21 protein-coding genes are annotated in these 18125 nt (G+C 57.4%); 3 read left to right on the top strand and 18 right to left on the bottom strand.

Going from position 1 to position 18125, the window contains the following annotated elements; translation table 11 throughout:
- Positions 1–3: 3 nt before the first annotated feature.
- The 3 genes from ACXADZ_RS19940 to ACXADZ_RS19930 are packed head-to-tail and all read left to right on the top strand — an operon-like array spanning position 4 to position 4142.
- On the top strand, positions 4–3132 hold the full coding sequence (locus ACXADZ_RS19940) for an efflux RND transporter permease subunit (protein WP_475199217.1): 3129 nt from the start codon (positions 4–6) through the stop codon (positions 3130–3132).
- Positions 3129–3548 (top strand): DUF2141 domain-containing protein, encoded by a 420-nt coding sequence (locus ACXADZ_RS19935; protein WP_475199216.1) that lies wholly within the window; start codon positions 3129–3131, stop codon positions 3546–3548. Before ACXADZ_RS19940 ends, ACXADZ_RS19935 begins: the two co-directional genes overlap by 4 nt.
- A 6-nt stretch (positions 3549–3554) precedes the next feature.
- Complete coding sequence (locus ACXADZ_RS19930; protein WP_475199215.1) at positions 3555–4142, top strand: ABC transporter six-transmembrane domain-containing protein; 588 nt, start codon at positions 3555–3557, stop codon at positions 4140–4142.
- Here the strand turns inward: ACXADZ_RS19930 and ACXADZ_RS19925 are convergent.
- The 18 genes from ACXADZ_RS19925 to ACXADZ_RS19840 form a co-directional block, all read right to left on the bottom strand.
- Positions 4093–4776 (bottom strand): IS6 family transposase, encoded by a 684-nt coding sequence (locus ACXADZ_RS19925; RefSeq protein WP_475199213.1) that lies wholly within the window; start codon positions 4774–4776, stop codon positions 4093–4095. The two genes, ACXADZ_RS19930 and ACXADZ_RS19925, sit on opposite strands and share 50 nt — an antisense overlap.
- Before the next feature lie 210 nt (positions 4777–4986).
- A complete protein-coding gene (gene ureG / locus ACXADZ_RS19920; RefSeq protein ID WP_475199208.1) occupies positions 4987–5652 on the bottom strand; it encodes an urease accessory protein UreG in 666 nt (221 codons plus the stop codon).
- Positions 5649–6302 (bottom strand): urease accessory protein UreF, encoded by a 654-nt coding sequence (locus ACXADZ_RS19915; protein ID WP_475199206.1) that lies wholly within the window; start codon positions 6300–6302, stop codon positions 5649–5651. The genes ureG and ACXADZ_RS19915 overlap by 4 nt, the downstream gene beginning before the upstream one ends.
- The gene (gene ureE, locus ACXADZ_RS19910; RefSeq protein ID WP_171095435.1) at positions 6286–6738 is read right to left on the bottom strand and encodes an urease accessory protein UreE; all 453 of its coding nucleotides are present in this window, start codon (positions 6736–6738) and stop codon (positions 6286–6288) included. The genes ACXADZ_RS19915 and ureE overlap by 17 nt, the downstream gene beginning before the upstream one ends.
- A gap of 28 nt (positions 6739–6766) precedes the next feature.
- Complete coding sequence (locus ACXADZ_RS19905; protein WP_475199203.1) at positions 6767–6991, bottom strand: hypothetical protein; 225 nt, start codon at positions 6989–6991, stop codon at positions 6767–6769.
- A gap of 121 nt (positions 6992–7112) precedes the next feature.
- Positions 7113–8873 carry an urease subunit alpha gene (ureC, locus tag ACXADZ_RS19900; RefSeq protein ID WP_475199201.1) on the bottom strand — a complete coding sequence of 587 codons (1761 nt, stop codon included), beginning with the start codon at positions 8871–8873 and terminating at the stop codon, positions 7113–7115.
- Positions 8848–9180 carry an urease subunit beta gene (locus ACXADZ_RS19895; protein ID WP_171187293.1) on the bottom strand — a complete coding sequence of 111 codons (333 nt, stop codon included), beginning with the start codon at positions 9178–9180 and terminating at the stop codon, positions 8848–8850. Before ACXADZ_RS19895 ends, ureC begins: the two co-directional genes overlap by 26 nt.
- Positions 9177–9338, bottom strand: a complete 162-nt coding sequence (locus ACXADZ_RS19890; RefSeq protein ID WP_475199199.1) for a hypothetical protein — start codon at positions 9336–9338, stop codon at positions 9177–9179. Before ACXADZ_RS19890 ends, ACXADZ_RS19895 begins: the two co-directional genes overlap by 4 nt.
- Positions 9339–9353: 15 nt before the next feature.
- Complete coding sequence (locus tag ACXADZ_RS19885; protein WP_171095445.1) at positions 9354–9656, bottom strand: urease subunit gamma; 303 nt, start codon at positions 9654–9656, stop codon at positions 9354–9356.
- Between the two features lies 1 nt (position 9657).
- Positions 9658–10509 carry an urease accessory protein UreD gene (locus ACXADZ_RS19880; RefSeq protein ID WP_475199198.1) on the bottom strand — a complete coding sequence of 284 codons (852 nt, stop codon included), beginning with the start codon at positions 10507–10509 and terminating at the stop codon, positions 9658–9660.
- Positions 10510–10793: 284 nt separating this feature from the next.
- Positions 10794–11636: a fumarylacetoacetate hydrolase family protein gene (locus ACXADZ_RS19875; protein WP_171670967.1), complete on the bottom strand. Its 843-nt coding sequence runs from the start codon at positions 11634–11636 to the stop codon at positions 10794–10796.
- 16 nt (positions 11637–11652) lie between these two features.
- On the bottom strand, positions 11653–12408 hold the full coding sequence (locus tag ACXADZ_RS19870) for an SDR family oxidoreductase (RefSeq protein WP_475199196.1): 756 nt from the start codon (positions 12406–12408) through the stop codon (positions 11653–11655).
- Between the two features lie 7 nt (positions 12409–12415).
- A complete protein-coding gene (locus tag ACXADZ_RS19865; protein WP_475199194.1) occupies positions 12416–13918 on the bottom strand; it encodes an aldehyde dehydrogenase (NADP(+)) in 1503 nt (500 codons plus the stop codon).
- A 12-nt stretch (positions 13919–13930) separates the two neighbouring features.
- On the bottom strand, positions 13931–15043 hold the full coding sequence (locus ACXADZ_RS19860; RefSeq protein WP_475199193.1) for a fumarylacetoacetate hydrolase family protein: 1113 nt from the start codon (positions 15041–15043) through the stop codon (positions 13931–13933).
- Position 15044: 1 nt separating this feature from the next.
- The gene (locus tag ACXADZ_RS19855; protein ID WP_475199192.1) at positions 15045–15875 is read right to left on the bottom strand and encodes an amidohydrolase family protein; all 831 of its coding nucleotides are present in this window, start codon (positions 15873–15875) and stop codon (positions 15045–15047) included.
- Positions 15872–16300 carry an RbsD/FucU family protein gene (locus ACXADZ_RS19850; protein WP_475199190.1) on the bottom strand — a complete coding sequence of 143 codons (429 nt, stop codon included), beginning with the start codon at positions 16298–16300 and terminating at the stop codon, positions 15872–15874. Before ACXADZ_RS19850 ends, ACXADZ_RS19855 begins: the two co-directional genes overlap by 4 nt.
- Positions 16290–17342 (bottom strand): aldo/keto reductase, encoded by a 1053-nt coding sequence (locus ACXADZ_RS19845; RefSeq protein WP_475199188.1) that lies wholly within the window; start codon positions 17340–17342, stop codon positions 16290–16292. Before ACXADZ_RS19845 ends, ACXADZ_RS19850 begins: the two co-directional genes overlap by 11 nt.
- Positions 17339–18076, bottom strand: coding sequence for a GntR family transcriptional regulator (locus ACXADZ_RS19840; RefSeq protein ID WP_171095461.1), 738 nt, complete (start codon positions 18074–18076; stop codon positions 17339–17341). The genes ACXADZ_RS19845 and ACXADZ_RS19840 overlap by 4 nt, the downstream gene beginning before the upstream one ends.
- Between the last annotated feature and the right edge of the window lie 49 nt (positions 18077–18125).

Raw genomic sequence — 18125 nt, 5'->3', positions numbered from 1 at the left:
ACCATGCACGCGCTGACATCCTGGTTTATCCGCAATCCGGTCGCTGCCAACCTTATGATGGCACTGATCCTCTTCCTCGGGGTACAGACGCTGCTGAACATCCGGATCGAAGGCTTCCCGCGTATTCCGCCAGAAAGCGTCACAATCTCAATCGAGTTTCCTGACGCCACGGCCGAACAGGTCGATGAATTGGTGACCCAGAAAGTCGAGCAGGCGCTCGAAGGGTTGGAGGGCGTGCGTAGTGTAACTTCGCAATCTCAAAATGACCTCAGCGTCGTCACCGTCCGCCGTGCAGGTGGCCAGAAACTGCAAGCTGTACTGGACCGGGTCCGTATTCGGATTGACGGGTTGACCGATCTGCCCGGTACTGCGCGCCGCCCTGTGATCGAAGCGTCGGGTTTCGATTTCCCTGCACTGTATCTGAACCTCTTTGGCGAAACAGACCCGGCCACATTGCAGAGCCTTGCGCAGCGCTTGAAAGAAGAGTTGCTAGCACAACCGGAACTCTCCCGGCTACAGATCTGGGGCCTAATACCACGGGAATTGCGCATCGAAATCGACCCGGCACTGTTGCGCCATTATGGGCTGACCGTCTCGGATGTGACGCGCGCTATCGAGGGAAATTCGCTGGCCTTTCAGGCAGGTCGCTTGCGGACCGAGGGCGGCACGATCTATTTGCGCGCTGATGAACGGGCCAGATATGCGCCGGAATACGCGGCCCTGCCGATCATCGAACGCGGCGACGGGTCCTTTGTGCCTTTGGGCGATATCGCCAAAATCGAAGACACGTTTCATGATGGTGAGTACCTGTTCCGGCTGAACGGCAAAGCAACCGTGGGGATGGAGGTTCTGGTCGGGCAAAAAGAGAACCTGTTGGAGATCAGCAACGTCGTGCGCCGCACGGTCGATGCGTTCAGCCACCAGCTGCCATCGCAGGTTCAGGTCGAGGTCTGGGGCGATAGCGCTGACTATATCTCGGACCGTCTGGCGCTGTTGCAGTCGAACGGAGTGCAGGGATTGATCCTTGTGACTTTGATGCTGTCGATTTTCCTGAACGTTCGTTTGGCTTTTTGGGTTGCAATGGGCATTCCCGTTTCGGTCATGGGGGCGATCGCGGTCTCGGGTTCGAAATGGGTGGATTATTCGCTGAATGATGTCACGACGTTTGGCCTGATTATTGCCTTGGGGATACTGGTCGATGACGCCGTTGTGGTCGGTGAAAGCGTTTTCGAAGAGCGCCGCAAGGGCAGAGACCCGATCAAAGACACTGAACGCGGCGTACGCCGCGTGGCCGTTGCCACTGTATTTGGCGTGCTGACCACAATCGCGGCCTTTTTCCCGATGCTGTTAATCGACAATCCGCTAGGCAAAGTGCTGGCGGGGTTCGCGGGGATGGTGATCCTGACACTGATCTTCTCACTCATCGAAAGCAAGTTCATCCTACCCGCCCATTTGGCGCAAGTTTCGATGGGCCAAGAACGCCGGTACCTGCTAACCCGCCTCTGGGGCCGGGTACAGGATACTGCGCAGGGTGGCCTGAACTGGGTGCGGGACCGCATCTATCAGCCGCTGCTCGTTGCGGCGGTGCGTCAGCGTTACGCCGTGTTGATCCTGTTCATTGCCGCCGCAACGCTGGGGCTGGGCCTGATGTACAAGGGCAAAGTCAAGACGGTGTTCTTCCCTGAGGTGCCCGGCCAGATCATCACGATGAATCTGGAAATGGACGCCCGCGCGCCCTTTGCGCTGACCCGCGCGAATGTGGATCGGATCGAAGCCGAGTTGAACGGCCTGAACGCTGAACTTGCCGAAAAGGTGGGCGTGGGCACGCCGCCTGTGCAGACGGTGTTCAGCATCATCAACAGCGCTGGCAGCGCGCAAATTTACGCCGAGATGATCCCGGCAGCCGAACGCTCGGACGTTCCGATCCTTTCCGTGGTCCGCGAATGGCGTGACCGGGTTGGTACCGTTGAAGGCGCAACCGAGCTGGAATTCACCGGAACGGAAACGCTCGCCGGAGGTTTCCGCATCCGGTTGGCATCAAAGGATGAAGACTTGCTGCGACAAGCCAGCGCTGAGATGAAAGATTTTTTGTCGAATATCGAAGGCGTGGCGAATGTGCGGGATGGGTTGGCGGGCGGCCAACCCGAACTGAAACTTCGCCTGCGTCCGGACGCGCGGCATCTTGGGTTCAACGCCGAGGCCTTGGCAAGACAGATTGGCTATGGCTTCGGCGGGGCCGAGGTAACCAAGGTCAGGCGAGACGGATCCGAAGTCCGCGTGGTCGTACAGAATGCGAAGGAAAACCGCGATACGCTCGCCGATCTGATGCAGACCCAGTTGCGCAGCGCCTCCGGTGCTTGGGTGCCGCTTGAGACGGTTGCCGAAATCGAAGGCGCATATACCTCTGGCATCGTTGATCGCCGCGACGGCAAACGCATGAACATCGTGGCCGCGTCCATCGACCGCGATCGAGTTGCCCCCGAAGAGGTGGGTCAGGCGGTGTTTGAGCAGCTGGTCCCGAAACTCCGCACCAAGTATCCCAGTGTCACTGTCCTGCCTGCCGGTGAACTGGAAGAGATGGCTGATATCAGCGATGGTCTGAAACGCGCGCTGTTGCTGGCGGCTGTGCTGATCTATGTGCTGATGGCCGTTCCGCTAAAAAGCTATTGGCAGCCTTTTGTTATCCTGGCCATCGTGCCCTTTGGCTTTATCGCAGCCGCCGTCGGGCACCTGATCATGGATGTCTCGCTGTCGCTGTTTTCGTTCTTCGGCATGCTGGCGCTGACTGGTGTGATCGTGAATGACAGTCTGGTCATGATCACCCGTTACAATCAGGCGCGCGAAGAAAGTCAGCCTGTGACTCTGGCACTAAAAAGCGCAGGCACCGGACGTTTCAAGGCGATCTTTCTCACCACCGCAACGACGGTGATTGGCCTACTGCCTTTGCTGACCGAAACCTCTGAGCAGGCGCAGTATCTGATCCCGGCGGCAATCTCTCTGGCCTTTGGGGAACTGTTCGGCACCGCGCTGATGCTGCTGCTGGTGCCGGTGTTGATCGCCATCGCCGAGGATGTCCTTGCGGTTGTCAACCCACACCTTCTGCGGCCGTCTGAAGAAAGGACAAAGCCATGACACGTTCTCTTTTAGCACTCGCATTCGCTATTATGACGTTGGCAACACCAGCTGCCGCTGATGGATTGAATGTGACCGTGGATGGCATCCGTAACGCCAAGGGAAACGTCGTGATCCTAGTGTTTGATAATGCCCGCGCCTTTGACAGTTTGGATGTCTGGGGCGCCGTTGACTACGCCCAGGTTCCATCACGCAAAGGTAGTGTCAGCCATGAATTTTCTAACCTGAACGCAGGCCCCTACGCGGTGCTGTTGTTTCATGATGAAAACAAAGATGAAGATCTGAACATGACTGCAACGAAACTGTTGGAGGGGGTGGGTTCAACAGGTGCCCCAAACCCAGAAGATGAGCCTGATTTCAAGGCTGCCTCGGTCTGGCCGGGCGATGTTCGCGTTCGTATCCACTATGATCAGTAGCGCCCTATGTTGAGGGATCAAAACCTGAAAATCGGAACACTTCTGAGTGTATTTCGCTGGCGCGTCATCCTCACGTGGTTACTGATCCTGTCCGAGACGGCCTTAACTGTGTTGATCCCGTTGTTCATCGGTTTCGCCATAGATGGTTTGCTGAGCGGAGAGTTTCAGTCCTTTGTGCATTTGGGCGCTCTTATGATCGCCCTCACACTGATCGGCGTGATCCGGCGGGTTTACGATACGCGTGTTTACGGAACGATCCGCGTCGAACTGGGCAAGGCACTTGCCGCGCGGTTTTCGAACCTGCCGATTTCGTCTCTGAACGCCCGGATCGGAATGGGGCGTGAACTGGCCGACTTTCTGGAGGAAATTCTACCGTCGGCAATCGCAGGGGTCGTGCAATTTGTCGTATCAGTAATTTTGCTGTTTTACTTCTCGCCGGTTCTGGCCCTGTCAGCCTGCGGGGTTCTTGTCGGGATGATATCCGTCTACGCGGTAGTGTCGCAAACTTTTGGGACGACCAAAGCCAGCGATATGCTGGACGCAGTTATCCTGCGATCTCAGCAAACATCCGAAAGCCGGAAGTCGTATCACTAGAGAATTGCCGCTTCCGGATCATGTTGGCGACCTCGATGCCGTCCAAAGTGGCGGAAGCGGATTCGAACGACTTAAACCCACACATGTGCCGAACACGCCGCTTTATGAACCGATGATCTTGTTCGATCATGTTATTCAAAAATTTGGACCTGATCGTCTGTACTTTGGCTGGGCAGCCGAACCGCTTCAGGATCCTGTTCACTTCTCGAATGCCAGCTGCATTTGCTCCACTTTTGTCGATGACGATTTTGTTTGGGATCCCGTTTGACGACAGTGCTTTGGCAAAGAACCTGGTTGCTGCTGGACGATTTCGTCGCTCAGACAGCATGAAATCTAGGGTGTTTCCCGCTTTGTCGACTGCTCGATAAAGATACATCCACTTGCCGCGCACACGGAGATAGGTTTCGTCCATGCGCCAGGAACTCAGCGTTGGTCGCTTCTTCGATTGCGCGCTCGCGGCGATCATCGACGAATACTTAACGACCCACCTGTTGAGAGTGGCGTGGTCCACCTGCACGCCGCGTTCGGCCATGATCTCTTCCAAATCACGATACGACACTGTGTACCGCAAATAGAAATACACAGCGTAAAGAACTGCATCCTTGGGAAAGTGGCAGCCTTTCAGAGAGATCATACTTAAAACCTGTTCGAAAACTATTCGACGGGAACAGACTGCGAAACCTGAGTGCTCGTCAATCTCAGTTCAAAGTTTGCGACACAGCCTTCAAGCCCACTTGAAATTGAGGCGCATTGTAGAACCTCTAAGGTGTCCCGTGCCTGCATAGATTTCAGACGCGTATTTGAAATCCGAAAAAATGCCACTGTGATTTTTCCTTAGGTCTTTCTAACCGGAATTGTGTGTGGACAGTTTGTCATCGGGATCAGTTCGCCTCGAAATCCCCAGCCCCCCTCCTTTCGCCAGCAGATCCACGATTGTGTCGACCCCATTTCTTTGGCGAAGCGACGAGAACACGAAAGGTCGTCCTTTGCGCATTTTCTTGGCATCACGTTCCATAACCTCCAGCGAAGCGCCAACATGCGGCGCCAGATCGGTTTTGTTGATGATCAGGATGTCCGATTTCGTGATTGCCGGTCCGCCTTTTCTGGGGATTTCCTCGCCCGCCGCGACATCGATGACGTAGATGGTTAAATCCGCCAGTTCCGGGCTGAATGTGGCCGACAGATTGTCGCCACCGCTTTCAATCAACACCACGTCGAGATCGGGGTGCCGTGTCTGCATTTCAGCAACGGCCGCCAAATTGATCGAGGCATCTTCACGAATTGCAGTATGAGGGCAACCGCCGGTTTCAACGCCGATGATCCTGTCCCGCGGCAGAACCTGCATGCGCATCAGCGCCTCGGCGTCTTCCTGCGTGTAAATATCATTGGTGATAACACCCACAGAACAAACATCGCGCAGCGCTTCGGACAAAGCAGCGGTCAAAGTGGTTTTTCCGGCTCCGACCGGGCCTCCGATACCGACGCGAAGTGGGCCGTTCATACTGGTCATGTGCGAAAGATCCTCGAATACTGTGTTTCGTGTTTCATAGACGCCAGATCTGCCAGGAACGCGGTAGAGCCCAATTCGTCAAGACTCGCCTTTTGTGCCCTTGCAGCAACCTGAGCGCACAGCGGCGTCAACTGGCGGATCACGCTTTGAGCATCAGTCTGCCCCAGCGGCACGAGACGAGTTGCACAGGCGACAAGGTTACTTGCGAATGCTTGCAGAAACATCTTGGTTGTTAGCTCAACAGGAAGGTTTTGTAGTCTTGCAGCCTGACCGACAGAGACCGGATATGTGAACTGTCCAAGGTCCAGTTCCCAAACGCCCTTCGTGACATTTCCGAATGCCTGACCCAGTAGATCGGTTTCCATAAGCCTTTCGGATGTCGCGCAAAAAGCCCGCGCGATGCTATCGGTATTGATGAGCTCATCTTGGTCCTGCGCATTGTACGCAGCCACCAGAAACAACGCGTCATTCCACCCAGAGCCATGTTCAAGCACATCTGAAATCCAGGCTTCGGTATCCCGGGAATTCGCGACAGTTCCCGCGTCAATCGCCGCCTCCAGCCCGTGCGAATAGGCGAATCCCCCGACAGGATAGGCAGGAGACAACCATTGGGTCAGCGTCAGAATGTCCGCGTCAGTGGGTGTGGCCATGGGTCCTGCCGTGGCCATAAGCTCCGCCTTCGGGGGTGAACGGTTCATGCACTTCTTTTACCGATGCGCCAATTTTCAACAGCATGTCCCGGATAACGTGATCGACCTGAATCAAAAGTCGATCCTTTTCGATCTGGCAGGGCGTGTGGCGATTGCCGATATGCCATGCGATACGCGTCAGATCCGGGGCATTTACTTCAAGCAACGCTTCGGGTGCGGCCTGTATCTCCACTTCGCGACCGTCATCCAGAACCAATGCGCCGCCGTGGTTCAACGACGTCGTTTGTGCCAGATCGATGAGGATCTGTTCACCGCTTTCACAGGTCAGAACCTTGCGGCGCAAAAACCGGTCATCGTAAGTCAAAGACAAGCAATCTGCCGGATCGCCATGTGTGTGATCCGAATAACGATGTGCAGTACAGAGCAGGGCGGTCATACCAGTACCTCCTCTGTAGAAGTGTTGGTCAGAGCCAGATTGAATCCGCAAAGACCCGGTGCACGATCCGTTCGCGTGTCAGACCGCGTTTTTTCAATTCCTCGTCGCTGAGCGATTGCAGGAATTCGACTTGCCGGACGCGTGATTGGGCTTCGGCTAGCCTGGTCAGAGCCGAGAAAATCGACGACCCGACGGATGCGATCAAACCGGGCAGCGAAAAGCGCGCGGTCGTATGTGTTGTTGAATGTGCCATTTGGACCCTCGTAAACGTTGGTCCTCCCATGGGGTTTAATATTTGTCATATCGGCCTCACTCAGTAGATAGTGTTTGGTCATTTCCGCCTTGCGCGTGCCGCAACGCAGCACAATTTTTGGTCAGAATAAAAAGTATCGTTGCGCCATTGGCAGCGTTTCGGCGGGTTGGCAGGTCAGCAATTCGCCATCTGCCCGGACCTCGTAGGTTTCAGGGTCGACTTCGACATGAGGCGTCGTGTCGTTCAGCAAAAGATCCTGTTTGCCAATCTCTCGCGTGTTTTGGACGGCGACGGTCTTTTTTGCCAATCCCAGTGTATCACCAAGCCCCTCTGAATAGGCTGCTTGCGAGACAAAAGTGATCGCCGAGTTTTCTACCGATCGCCCGTACGCGCCGAACATAGGGCGACTGTAAACTGGCTGCGGCGTAGGGATCGATGCGTTCGGATCCCCCATCTGCGCGCAGGCAATTGTGCCACCCAGCAAAACCATCTCTGGTTTCACCCCGAAGAAAGCAGGATTCCAAAGAACAAGATCAGCGCGTTTACCTTCCTCGATGCTTCCGATTTCGTGGCTCAGGCCATGGGCAATGGCTGGGTTGATGGTGTATTTCGCGATGTAACGACGGACGCGAAAGTTGTCGTTCTCACCGGTTTCCTCGGGTAGACGCCCACGCTGTTTCTTCATCTTGTCCGCAGTTTGCCACGTGCGGATCAAGACCTCTCCCACGCGGCCCATGGCCTGACTGTCAGACGCGATGATCGAGAAAGCCCCCATGTCGTGCAGGATATCCTCGGCCGCTATAGTCTCGCGCCGGATGCGGCTTTCGGCAAAGGCCACGTCCTCGGGGATGGATTTGTCGAGATGGTGACAGACCATCAGCATATCCAGATGCTCCTCGACCGTGTTCACGGTGAAGGGCCGCGTGGGATTGGTCGAGGACGGCAGAACGTGATTTTCACCGCAGATCTTGATGATGTCCGGGGCGTGGCCGCCGCCTGCGCCTTCGGTGTGGAACGCATGGATTGTGCGGCCATTCATGGCGGCCACAGTGTTCTCAACAAAGCCCGATTCATTGAGCGTATCGGTGTGGATCATCACTTGCACGTCCATTGCATCAGCGACCGACAGACAGCAATCGATGGCGGCGGGGGTCGTACCCCAGTCTTCGTGCAGTTTCAGGGCACAAGCACCGGATTTGACCTGTTCTTCAAGTGCCGCGGGCAAGGAGGCGTTGCCTTTGCCCGCGAAGGCCAGATTCATCGGAAACGCATCCGCTGCCTGCAACATCCGCCCGATATGCCAGGGGCCGGGTGTGCAGGTGGTCGCCAGTGTCCCATGCGCCGGTCCGGTGCCGCCGCCCAGCATCGTGGTCAGGCCGGAATGCAGCGCGTCTTCGATCTGTTGTGGGCAGATAAAATGGATGTGACTGTCGAACCCGCCTGCGGTCAGAATGCGACCCTCGCCCGCGATGATCTCGGTGCCGGGGCCGATGATGATGTCGACGCCGGGTTGCGTATCGGGATTTCCGGCTTTGCCGATCTTGGCGATGCGCCCGTCTTTCAGCCCAACATCCGCTTTGTAGATGCCGGAATGATCGACGATCAGCGCGTTGGTGATCACCGTATCCACCGCCCCTTCGGCGCGTGTGACCTGAGACTGCCCCATCCCGTCTCGAATGACCTTGCCTCCACCGAATTTGACCTCTTCGCCATAGACGTCTTCGCGGTGGCCGGTTTCGCTGAAACGCGCAGCTGTTGCGCGCTCGACGATCAGGTCTTTCTCGACCTCGATAATCAGATCGGTATCTGCCAATCGAACTTTGTCGCCGACCGTTGGGCCGAACATGGAGGCATAGTCACTCCGGCTGATCTTGCCCGGCATCTTTCAGAGCCCCCATAATATGTGCATTGAAACCATAGATGTGGCGGCGCCCGTCGTAGGGTACCAGCATAACTTCGCGCGTTTGACCCGGTTCAAATCGCACAGCAGTGCCTGCCGGGATGTCCAATCGCATCCCCAAGGCCACATAACGATCAAAATCCAAGGCAGAGTTCGCTTCGGCAAAATGGTAGTGGCTGCCGACCTGCACCGGTCGATCACCCGTATTGGCGACAACAACAAGACGACTGCTGCGCCCTGCGTTGAGCGTCAGTGAACCTTTGGCAGGTATGATCTCGCCAGGAATCATTTCGGAAGCTTCGTGACCACGACCAGTGCGGCCAGCGCGATAACAGCAAGGCCAACGCCCAACGCGGCGTAGTCTGTGGCATGGGCGTGGATATGTGTGTCCGTATGAGCCGCAGCGGGGCCAGCAAGGATCAGGGCGGGGAAAAGCATACGTGTCATATCTGTGGTCCTTTCTTAGCGAATGGGATTGTGGACGGTCACAAGTTTGGTGCCATCGGGGAAAGTGGCCTCGACCTGCACCTCGTGGATCATTTCGGGCACGCCCTCCATGCATTGGTCTCGGGTGATTACTTCGGCCCCGGCTTGCATCATGTCAGCGACAGACCGGCCATCGCGCGCGCCTTCGACCACGGCGTCGGTGATCAGGGCGATGGCCTCGGGGTGGTTCAGTTTGACGCCGCGAGCCAGCCGTTTGCGGGCGACCTCGGCGGCCATGGCGACCAGCAGTTTGTCTTTCTCACGCGGTGTCAGGTTCATGTCAGAGCATCCAGCATCGGGGTAATTTGTCGGTGTTCAGTCGCCGCAGCAGGGGCAACAAGCTATTGCGGAGGGTGAAACCGTTTTCGGCCAGCAGCCGGATCACCAGCAGGTCGGGCCGGACCAGGGTGGCCCCGGCTGTTTCGGGCAACATCTTGCGGATCGGGACCAGTTGGCTCTCGGCGGTGGGGGAGGCAAGCGCGACCAGTGCCATGGCACCCGCGCCATTGGCGATATGGGGTCTGGCCAGATGGGCGGCCAGGTCGCCGGTGAAACGGGTGGCGTCCAGAAACTCCATGACCCCGTCGCGCCTAATCTCGATCCGATCGCTCAGGCGGATGTCGGTCAGTGTCTCGCCCATCGCTGCGCGGCCAAAGATCAAAGGCTCGACTATTAGCGCCGAGGCGTCCTTGGCCAGGTCAATCTGCAAGCGCCGTGTCAACGCGCTGCCATTATACAGGATCGTCTCTTGCGGCAGCCAGTTCAGTCGCGCCTGCGGCCCGACGCTCAGGGTGTTGACGATCCGCGCCGTCTGACCGGGTTTTGCTTTATACGCCCGTTCACAGGCCTGAGTTGTTAGTGTCAGGCCCGTGCCCTCACCGGCGTGGCCCGAAAAGTGGAACGCGTCGCCGCCGGTTACTCCTCCGGCCGTGTTCAAAAGCACCGCATTCAGAAGGGGGTCGTGTCCCCGTGGAAACAGGCATTTGAACGAACCCGCCTGCCGCAGACGATCGATTACGCTGCGCCCCCGAAACAGCTTGGCGGACAGTGTAACCCGCCCTTCGGCGCGCGGCGGCGTCGCATGTGACGCAGGCGGTATGGGGGCGAACTGATTGATGGCTGCGGCTTTCACGTCGTGAACATCAGGCGTTTTTCACCGCTTGGGTGTCGAAACTCTATCCGCATGGGCTGTTTTTTGATCAAAGCTCGTCCGGGAAGCTCAATTTTTGAACGCACCCGCAGCATGTAGTCTAAAAATTAAGCATTAAGGTCTGTCTCGCTTCAGTCGGGATATGCCGGGCCCGCCCAGTTCGCCGAGGCAAGCAATCGAATTTGATTATGAAAAGACAAAACCCCGAACGCGTGGTCCGGGGTTTACTTGAACGAATGTTTTGGGTGCCGCTGGACGCTTTTGGATTACCCGGCCACAACGTCCTGTCGCTGTACGCCCAAACCTTCGATGCCAAGTTCCATCTTGTCACCGGGTTTCAAATAGGTCTGAGGGTTCTGGCCCATACCAACACCCGGAGGCGTTCCTGTTGAGATCACGTCCCCGGGCTGCAGCGACATGAACTGCGACAGGTGTGAGACCACCGTTGCAACGCCAAAATGCATCGTTTTGGTCGACCCGTCCTGATAGCGGTGCCCGTTCACCTCAAGATACATCGCCAGGTTTTGAGGATCAGGCACTTCGTCACGTGTCACAAGCCAAGGGCCAATCGGGCCGAACGTGTCTGCGGATTTTCCTTTGACCCACTGGCCCGAGCGATGAAGCTGAAAGTCCCGCTCGGACAAATCGTTGACCACGCAGTATCCGGCGACGTGGCTCATGGCTTCGGCCTCGGAGACGTATTTGGCCTCTTTGCCGATGACGACGCCCAGTTCCACCTCCCAGTCGGTTTTGACCGACCCGCGCGGGATTTCGACCGTGTCGTTGGGTCCAATGATGGCAGAGGTGGCCTTGAAGAAAATCACCGGCTCAGCTGGTAATTCCATGCCGCTTTCTGCCGCGTGATCCGCATAGTTCAGACCTATGCAAACAAATTTGCCGACATTGCCCACGCAGGGACCGACGCGCGTATCGCCATTCACCGCTGGCAGGCTGTCCACATCGAGTGCACGCAATTTGTCAAGAACGGCATCGCCAAGAGCGTCGCCCGAAATGTCATCGACCACACCGGATAGATCGCGAACAGAGCCGTCCGACGCTAAAATACCGGGTTTCTCGGCCCCCGTTGGGCCGTAGCGTAGCAGTCTCATTGCAAGGTCCTTCCGTTTAGATCGTCCAGCCGCCATCAATGGCAAAGGGCTGACCCGAGGTGTATTTACTGGCGTCACTGGCCAGGTACAGTGCCAGTTCTGCGATCTCGTCCGCTGTGCCAATTCGGCCCATCGGTTGACGGGCGATGAAATCGGTCATTGCCTGTTCATAATCTCCGGTTGCGCGCAGCCTGTCTTGCAGGCTGGGGCTGTCGACGGTGCCGGGGCAAATCGCGTTGCACCGAATGCCTTGCGTGACGTAATCGGCTGCCACGGATTTTGTCAGGCCAATGACCGCAGCTTTTGACGCGCAATAGGCAAACCGGTTTGGAACGCCTTTGATGGACGATGCGACCGAGGACATATTGATGATCGATCCGCCACCATTTTCCAACATCCCTGGCAGGGTTAGTCTGATCAGTCTGAACATGGCCTTGACGTTGAGGTCGAAACTGAAATCCCAATCCTTCTCTGGGCACTCAAGAATTGACCCTGCTGCGACGTAGCCCGCGCAGTTAAACAGAACGTCGAGGTGCGGCAGGTCGGCGACGGCGGCTGTCACCGCTTCATTGTCAGTGACGTCCAGCTTCAGCGGCTCGATACCCGCAATACTGCCCAGTTCGGCAAGCGAAATATCGTTGATGTCGCTGGCAATCACATGTGCGCCTTCCATTGCGAACAGTTCGGCAGTTGCACGGCCGATGCCTTGTCCTGCAGCTGTAATCAGGGCGGTCTTACCTGCAAGTCGGTTGGATGGGTTGAAAGTTGTCATTGGTGCCTCACAGTTTTTCGGGCAGCAGGTCAGCTGGGATGTCCTGATAACAAACCGGCCGAAGGAAACGGCGGATCGACAGAGTTCCTACAGACGTCGCGCCAAAGTTGGTTGAAGCAGGGTAGGGGCCGCCGTGAACCATGCTGTCGCACACTTCGACGCCGGTCGGGAAGCTGTTGGCCAGCAGACGCCCCGCCTTGCGTTCCAGCAGCGGAAGCAGCGCCTGAGCCTCGGGTTTGTCACCCGCGTCCAGATGCAGTGTGCAGGTCAGTTGCCCTTCGATGGCCCGCGCGATCTGATGCATTTGCGAGACGTCTTTTACGCGCACGATGATGCCCAATGGGCCAAAAACCTCTTCCTGCAGTTTTTTGTCGGCCAGCCAGTTATCGCCGGCAACAGTAAACAGGTAAGGGGCCGCATCGCGTGTCGCGCAACTGGTGCCCATAACTTTTGAAACACCTGTTCCGGCGGCAACACGCGAAACGCCGTCCCGATAGGCTGAGGCAATACCATCGGTCAGCATTGTCTGGTCAGCGACCGAAGACAGCCCGGTCTGGGCTGCCGACTGAAACGCGTCGGCATCCGGGCCTTCAATGATCACGGCGATACCGGGATTGGTGCAGAACTGACCGGCACCCATCGTCAGCGAAGCTGCCCAGCCCGTGCCAATTTCAGCCCCACGCGCAGCTGCGGCTTGTGGCAAGATGAACATTGGATTGACCGAACCCAGTTCGCCAAAGAATGGAATGGGTTCCTCCCGCTGCGCGCACAAATCGAACAACGCGCGTCCACCTCCAAGGCTGCCAGTGAAACCTACTGCCCGGATCAGAGGATGCTGCACCAGACGCGTGCCCACATCGCGTTTGCCGCCTTGAACAAGGGAAAACACTCCGGGATGAACCCCTATCGCTTTGATGGCGGCGTCAATGGCCTGAGCCACGATCTCGCCCGTGCCGGGATGGGCCGAATGGCCTTTGACGACAACGGGGCATCCGGCGGCTATTGCCGCGGCGGTATCGCCCCCGGCAACCGAGAAAGCCAACGGGAAATTCGACGCGCCGAACACCGCAACAGGACCCAGCGGGCGCTGGATCATGCGCAGGTCGGGGCGGGGCAGGGGCGCGCGATCCGGCATGGCCGGGTCGTGGCGTATGTCCAGATAGTCACCCGCTTCGATGTGATCGGCAAAGAGACGCAGCTGGCCGACGGTACGGCCACGTTCCCCTTGTAGGCGCGCCTCGGGCAGGCCAGTTTCCAGAGTGCCAATCTCGGTGATCGCATCCCCGCGCGCGTCGACTTCATCTGCGATCTTGCGCAGCAGCGCGGCGCGCTCGGTACGCGAGGACCACCCGAACGTGGCAAACGCCGCCTCGGCCGCTTCTACTGCGCTATCGACCAATGCCGCTGTCCCGACAGAAAAGTCGTGGCTTGGTCCATGCGCGGGTTCGGATGCAAAAGTCGTGTCTGCGCCGATCCATTCCCCGGCGATCAGGTGTTTTCCAGTCAACATGTTCGTTCTCACTTACAGCAGGCCGCGATGGGCGAGGTTTCGCATCAGGTGAGATGCCCCAAAGGTCCATTTGGGGCATTCGGTCGACAGGCGCACAGTGTTTGTCAGCGCCCCAAGTTGTGCATTGGCGATGGTTACGACGTCGCCAAGTTTGTGTGTGAATCCACCGCCCGGAGTATCCCTGTCCTGGGTCGGAGCAAAGAGCGTGCCGAGAAACAGCATCAACCCATCAGGATATTGGTGGTGACGTCCGATTGTCTGCTCCACAAGATCGGCAGGATCGCGGCTGATCTGGGACATGGATGAGCTGCCGTTCAGGACAAACCCATCCGGTCCGGTGACGGTCAGCGTCAGTTCGGCTTGCCGTACATCGTCCAGTGTGAACCCATCATCGAACAATCGGATCATCGGCCCGATCACGCAAGAGGCATTGTTGTCCTTAGCTTTGCTCAGCAACAGAGCCGAACGCCCTTCGACGTCGCGCAGGTTCACATCGTTGCCCAGTGTTGCGCCTTTGATCTCGCCCCGTGAGGTAACGGCCAGAACAATTTCGGGTTCGGGGTTGTTCCATGTCGAGATCGGGTGAAGCCCGATTTCCGCACCGAACCCGACTGATGAAAGGACCTGCGCCTTGGAAAAAACCTCGGCATCGGGGCCGATCCCGACTTCAAGGTACTGACTCCAGAGACCTTCGGTGATCAGTGCTTCTTTGACCTCTGCGGCTGCGTCCGATCCCGGAACAATGTTCGAGAGGCTGTCCCCAATCCGGCCCCCGATGCGCGCCCGGATCGCGTCGGCTTTGGCGGGATCGCCTGCAGCCTGTTCTTCAATCACACGTTCGACCATGGATCCGGCAAATGTAACTCCGCAGGCTTTAACCGCTTGTAGATCACACGGTGCAAGCCATTGGTGGTCGGCGTCTAATGGGCCGATATCTTCACCTTGGGCGTTGCGCACGTAATCCGCTGCGTCTTCGCGTTCCAGAATGTCCCGGACGGTTGGAGCCGTTTTCGATGTGATATCGACAACCCGACCATTGCGCAGTGTTACCACGCTGGGGCCGACCCCGGCACGCTCAATACGGCCGAGCCACAGCCCGTTGGAATCCAATGTGGATATGGTCATTTCAATCCCTGAGGTTATAGGCGCGGGCGGCATTGCCACCCATGATCGCCTGGCGTTCTGTGCTGTTTAGCTGGTTCAGCAACGTGTCGGTTGTCTCACACCAGCGCTCGTAACTGCTGGCCAATGTGCAAACCGGCCAGTCGCTGCCCCAAATCAGACGCGACGGGCCGAAAGTGTCCAGCAGGTGATCCACGTAGGGACGCAGATCTTCATTAGTCCAGTCTGCAGAAGCCTCAGTCACGAGGCCGGACAGCTTGCACCATGCATTTGTATCGCGGGCCAAGACCGCCATGTTGTCGGACCAGCCGTCCAAGATCGCGTCTTTGATCAGCGGTTTCGATCCATGGTCGATGACCACACGCAAATCGGGCTGACGTTCCAGAAGTTGCCTGAGTGGGCCCAGATGTTGAGGTAAGGTCAGTGCATCGAATGTCAGGTCGTGCTGCTGAACTGCTTCAAAAGCGGGCATTAACGCGTCACCGAGCATCCACAAAGGGTCAGCAATGTCTTGTATCATCGGACGAAGACCAACCAGAGCCGGGTGAGTGGCCAGGGCAGCAATCTGCGCGTCAACATCAGCGGCTTCAAAATCGACCCAGCCCACAACACCTTTGATGAACGCATGCTGGTCGGCCAGAGCGAGCATATATTCGGTCTCGGCCACTGTGGCTGCCGCCTGGACAAGGACCGTGCCATCAATCTCGGCAGCTTTTAGCAGCGGCATTAGGTCGTCCGGCGTAAAATCCCGGTGGATCGCGCCCAGATCAGGCGTCAACCAGCCATAGTCGCCACGCGCCAAAGCCCAGAAATGCTGATGCGCATCGATCCTCATCCGATCACACCCTTTTTCAGGATGATGTTGCCGTAAAGCCTGCGTTCGCCTGTCTGAACAATGGCAAAAGCGTTTGCCGCCCGCGCGTAGAAAGCAAACCGTTCCAGCCCCTGTAATTTGGTTGGGTTGTCGGCGGTTGCGTCTATGATGCGCTGAAAGTCTGCGACTGCGTCAGGAATTGCCTTTGGGTCGCCCACAACCTGCATGCTCAACGCCGGATCAGGTACGAAAGTATCCAACGGCATCACGGACAAAACAGCTTGCAGCACTTCACTGGCCGAAGACCCATCGGCCCGGATGCAGTCCGGCCCGCTGCTGGAGCCGGGGAAATTCGCATCTGCAATAACGATCTCGTCCCCGTGGCCCATGGCCCTGAGGGTATACAGAAGTTCAGGTGAAAGGATCGGGTCGATGTTACGCAGCATTTGCACCCTCGCTTGGCAGGGGCGCGTCCGAACGGATCAGGCCCTCGGACCGCAGATCCGACCACAGTCCGGGGGGAATGTCGCGCTCCATCAATGCGACGTTGGATTGGACTTCGGATGCGTTGACGGCCCCCGGCACCACGGTTTTGACGCAAGGATGACCCAGAACAAATTGCAACGCCGCGGCGATCAGCGGAGTATCGTGCGCCGCGCAAACGGCCTCGATCTTGCGTACCCGCTCGAGTATATCCTCGGGCGCGTCGGCGTAGTTGTATTTGGCACCTGGTACAGCTCCGGTCGCGAGAATGCCCGAATTGTAAGGTCCCCCAAGGATAATGCCGACATCGCGCTGCTCACAAAGTGGCAGGAAACTGTCGAGGGCTTCCTGTTCCAGCAGTGTGTAGCGCCCGGCCAGCAGGAAGCCGTCGAAATCCCCGAGTCCAAGCAGTTTTTCGCAAACCTGCCATTCGTTTACGCCCGCCCCAATTGCAGCGATTTCACCTGCATCGCGCAACTCGGTCAAAGCCTTATAACCGCCGCCATCAAAAAGCTCGCGCACCTTGGCATCAGACACTTCCTGACTGCCTTGACTGAAGACACAGACATCATGGACCAGAAGAATGTCAGAGTTGGCCACGCCAATCCTGTCGCGGCTGGCCTCGTAAGATCGCATGACCCCGTCGTAAGTGTAGTCGAACACGATCCGTTTCTGCGGCACATCGACGAAAGCTTCGGGTGTCACTTCATGCGGTTCGCAATCCAAAAGCAGCCGGCCAATTTTGGTCGACAGTTGAATGTTTTCGCGACCAAACCGGCCAATCGCCTGCCCAAACCGTTGCTCTGACCGACCAAGACCATATTGGGGCGCGGTATCGAAAAACCGGATGCCGGCGTCATAAGCGGCCAGCAATGCCGCCTGCGCGTCCTCATCCGAGACTTTGCGATACAGGTTTCCCAACGGCGCCCCGCCAAACCCCATGCGGGTCAATGGAACAGGCCGCGCGGTCCGATTGTTCAGCAATTCTGTCTGAGAAACTGTCATCCTGCCTCACTGTGCAGTTGTGGTGTAAGGTTGAACAAATGAGGCTTTTGCTGTTCCAGCAGTTCGATGCGTGGCATCAATTGTCCAAGGTGAGTGCGCATAGCATCCTGCGCAGCCTGTTCATCGCGATTGCTGATTGCCTCGAAAATGGCCCGATGCTCTGCCAAAGTCTCGGCGATCCGGCCGGGGGTGGGCAGCAGCAGCATACGAGCGCGACTGACTTGCAATGAAACGGTCTGTGCGACATCCGCGAGTCGGCGAAAGCCAGTGAATTCCATCAGCAGGCCGTGGAACTCTTCATCGGCCTGATAAAAGCCCGGAATATCCTCGTCCTCGATCAGCAGTTCCTGAAGGCGCATATTGCGGCTTAGTCTTTTGCGCTGATCGTCGGTCAGGTCGCGGGCAACCTTTGCAACGGTCGCAAGTTCCAGCGCTTCGCGGAGGAAGACGCCTTCGCGGATTTCATCCATCGAAAAGTAGGACACACGGGTGCCCGATTGCGGCACCACATCCACCAACCCTTCCGACGCCAGACGTGCAATCGCGTCGGCCACAGGCGCGCGCGAAACACCCAGCCTTTCACACACAGGTGCCTTCCTGAGATTCGCGCCGGGTGGAAAATCCAGCGATAGAATCGCCTGTTTCAGTGAGTGGTGAACACGCTGCGCAAGCGGCCCTTCGATTGTCGTGATCTCAGGCAGCAGTGCAGCGTTTATGTCTTGTTGCTTGCTCATGTTTGGTAATTTAGCATTCTAACATGTTAGTTGACAAGTAGTGAATTTG

The organism is Ruegeria sp. ABM4_193, assembly GCF_056158705.1.
Note: the sequence above shows the minus strand (reverse complement) of the source record. Positions and strands in the feature narration are given on the sequence as shown.

Excerpts from the sequence above, each read along its gene's own strand:
- ACXADZ_RS19940 (WP_475199217.1), top strand. The coding sequence starts at position 4 with ATGCACGCGCTGACATCCTGGTTTATCCGCAATCCGGTCGCTGCCAAC.
- ACXADZ_RS19935 (WP_475199216.1), top strand. The coding sequence starts at position 3,129 with ATGACACGTTCTCTTTTAGCACTCGCATTCGCTATTATGACGTTGGCA.
- ACXADZ_RS19930 (WP_475199215.1), top strand. The coding sequence starts at position 3,555 with ATGTTGAGGGATCAAAACCTGAAAATCGGAACACTTCTGAGTGTATTT.
- ACXADZ_RS19925 (WP_475199213.1), bottom strand. The coding sequence starts at position 4,776 with ATGATCTCTCTGAAAGGCTGCCACTTTCCCAAGGATGCAGTTCTTTAC.
- ureG (WP_475199208.1), bottom strand. The coding sequence starts at position 5,652 with ATGACCAGTATGAACGGCCCACTTCGCGTCGGTATCGGAGGCCCGGTC.
- ACXADZ_RS19915 (WP_475199206.1), bottom strand. The coding sequence starts at position 6,302 with ATGGCCACACCCACTGACGCGGACATTCTGACGCTGACCCAATGGTTG.
- ureE (WP_171095435.1), bottom strand. The coding sequence starts at position 6,738 with ATGACCGCCCTGCTCTGTACTGCACATCGTTATTCGGATCACACACAT.
- ACXADZ_RS19905 (WP_475199203.1), bottom strand. The coding sequence starts at position 6,991 with ATGGCACATTCAACAACACATACGACCGCGCGCTTTTCGCTGCCCGGT.
- ureC (WP_475199201.1), bottom strand. The coding sequence starts at position 8,873 with ATGCCGGGCAAGATCAGCCGGAGTGACTATGCCTCCATGTTCGGCCCA.
- ACXADZ_RS19895 (WP_171187293.1), bottom strand. The coding sequence starts at position 9,180 with ATGATTCCTGGCGAGATCATACCTGCCAAAGGTTCACTGACGCTCAAC.
- ACXADZ_RS19890 (WP_475199199.1), bottom strand. The coding sequence starts at position 9,338 with ATGACACGTATGCTTTTCCCCGCCCTGATCCTTGCTGGCCCCGCTGCG.
- ACXADZ_RS19885 (WP_171095445.1), bottom strand. The coding sequence starts at position 9,656 with ATGAACCTGACACCGCGTGAGAAAGACAAACTGCTGGTCGCCATGGCC.
- ACXADZ_RS19875 (WP_171670967.1), bottom strand. The coding sequence starts at position 11,636 with ATGAGACTGCTACGCTACGGCCCAACGGGGGCCGAGAAACCCGGTATT.
- ACXADZ_RS19870 (WP_475199196.1), bottom strand. The coding sequence starts at position 12,408 with ATGACAACTTTCAACCCATCCAACCGACTTGCAGGTAAGACCGCCCTG.
- ACXADZ_RS19865 (WP_475199194.1), bottom strand. The coding sequence starts at position 13,918 with ATGTTGACTGGAAAACACCTGATCGCCGGGGAATGGATCGGCGCAGAC.
- ACXADZ_RS19860 (WP_475199193.1), bottom strand. The coding sequence starts at position 15,043 with ATGACCATATCCACATTGGATTCCAACGGGCTGTGGCTCGGCCGTATT.
- ACXADZ_RS19855 (WP_475199192.1), bottom strand. The coding sequence starts at position 15,875 with ATGAGGATCGATGCGCATCAGCATTTCTGGGCTTTGGCGCGTGGCGAC.
- ACXADZ_RS19850 (WP_475199190.1), bottom strand. The coding sequence starts at position 16,300 with ATGCTGCGTAACATCGACCCGATCCTTTCACCTGAACTTCTGTATACC.
- ACXADZ_RS19845 (WP_475199188.1), bottom strand. The coding sequence starts at position 17,342 with ATGACAGTTTCTCAGACAGAATTGCTGAACAATCGGACCGCGCGGCCT.
- ACXADZ_RS19840 (WP_171095461.1), bottom strand. The coding sequence starts at position 18,076 with ATGAGCAAGCAACAAGACATAAACGCTGCACTGCTGCCTGAGATCACG.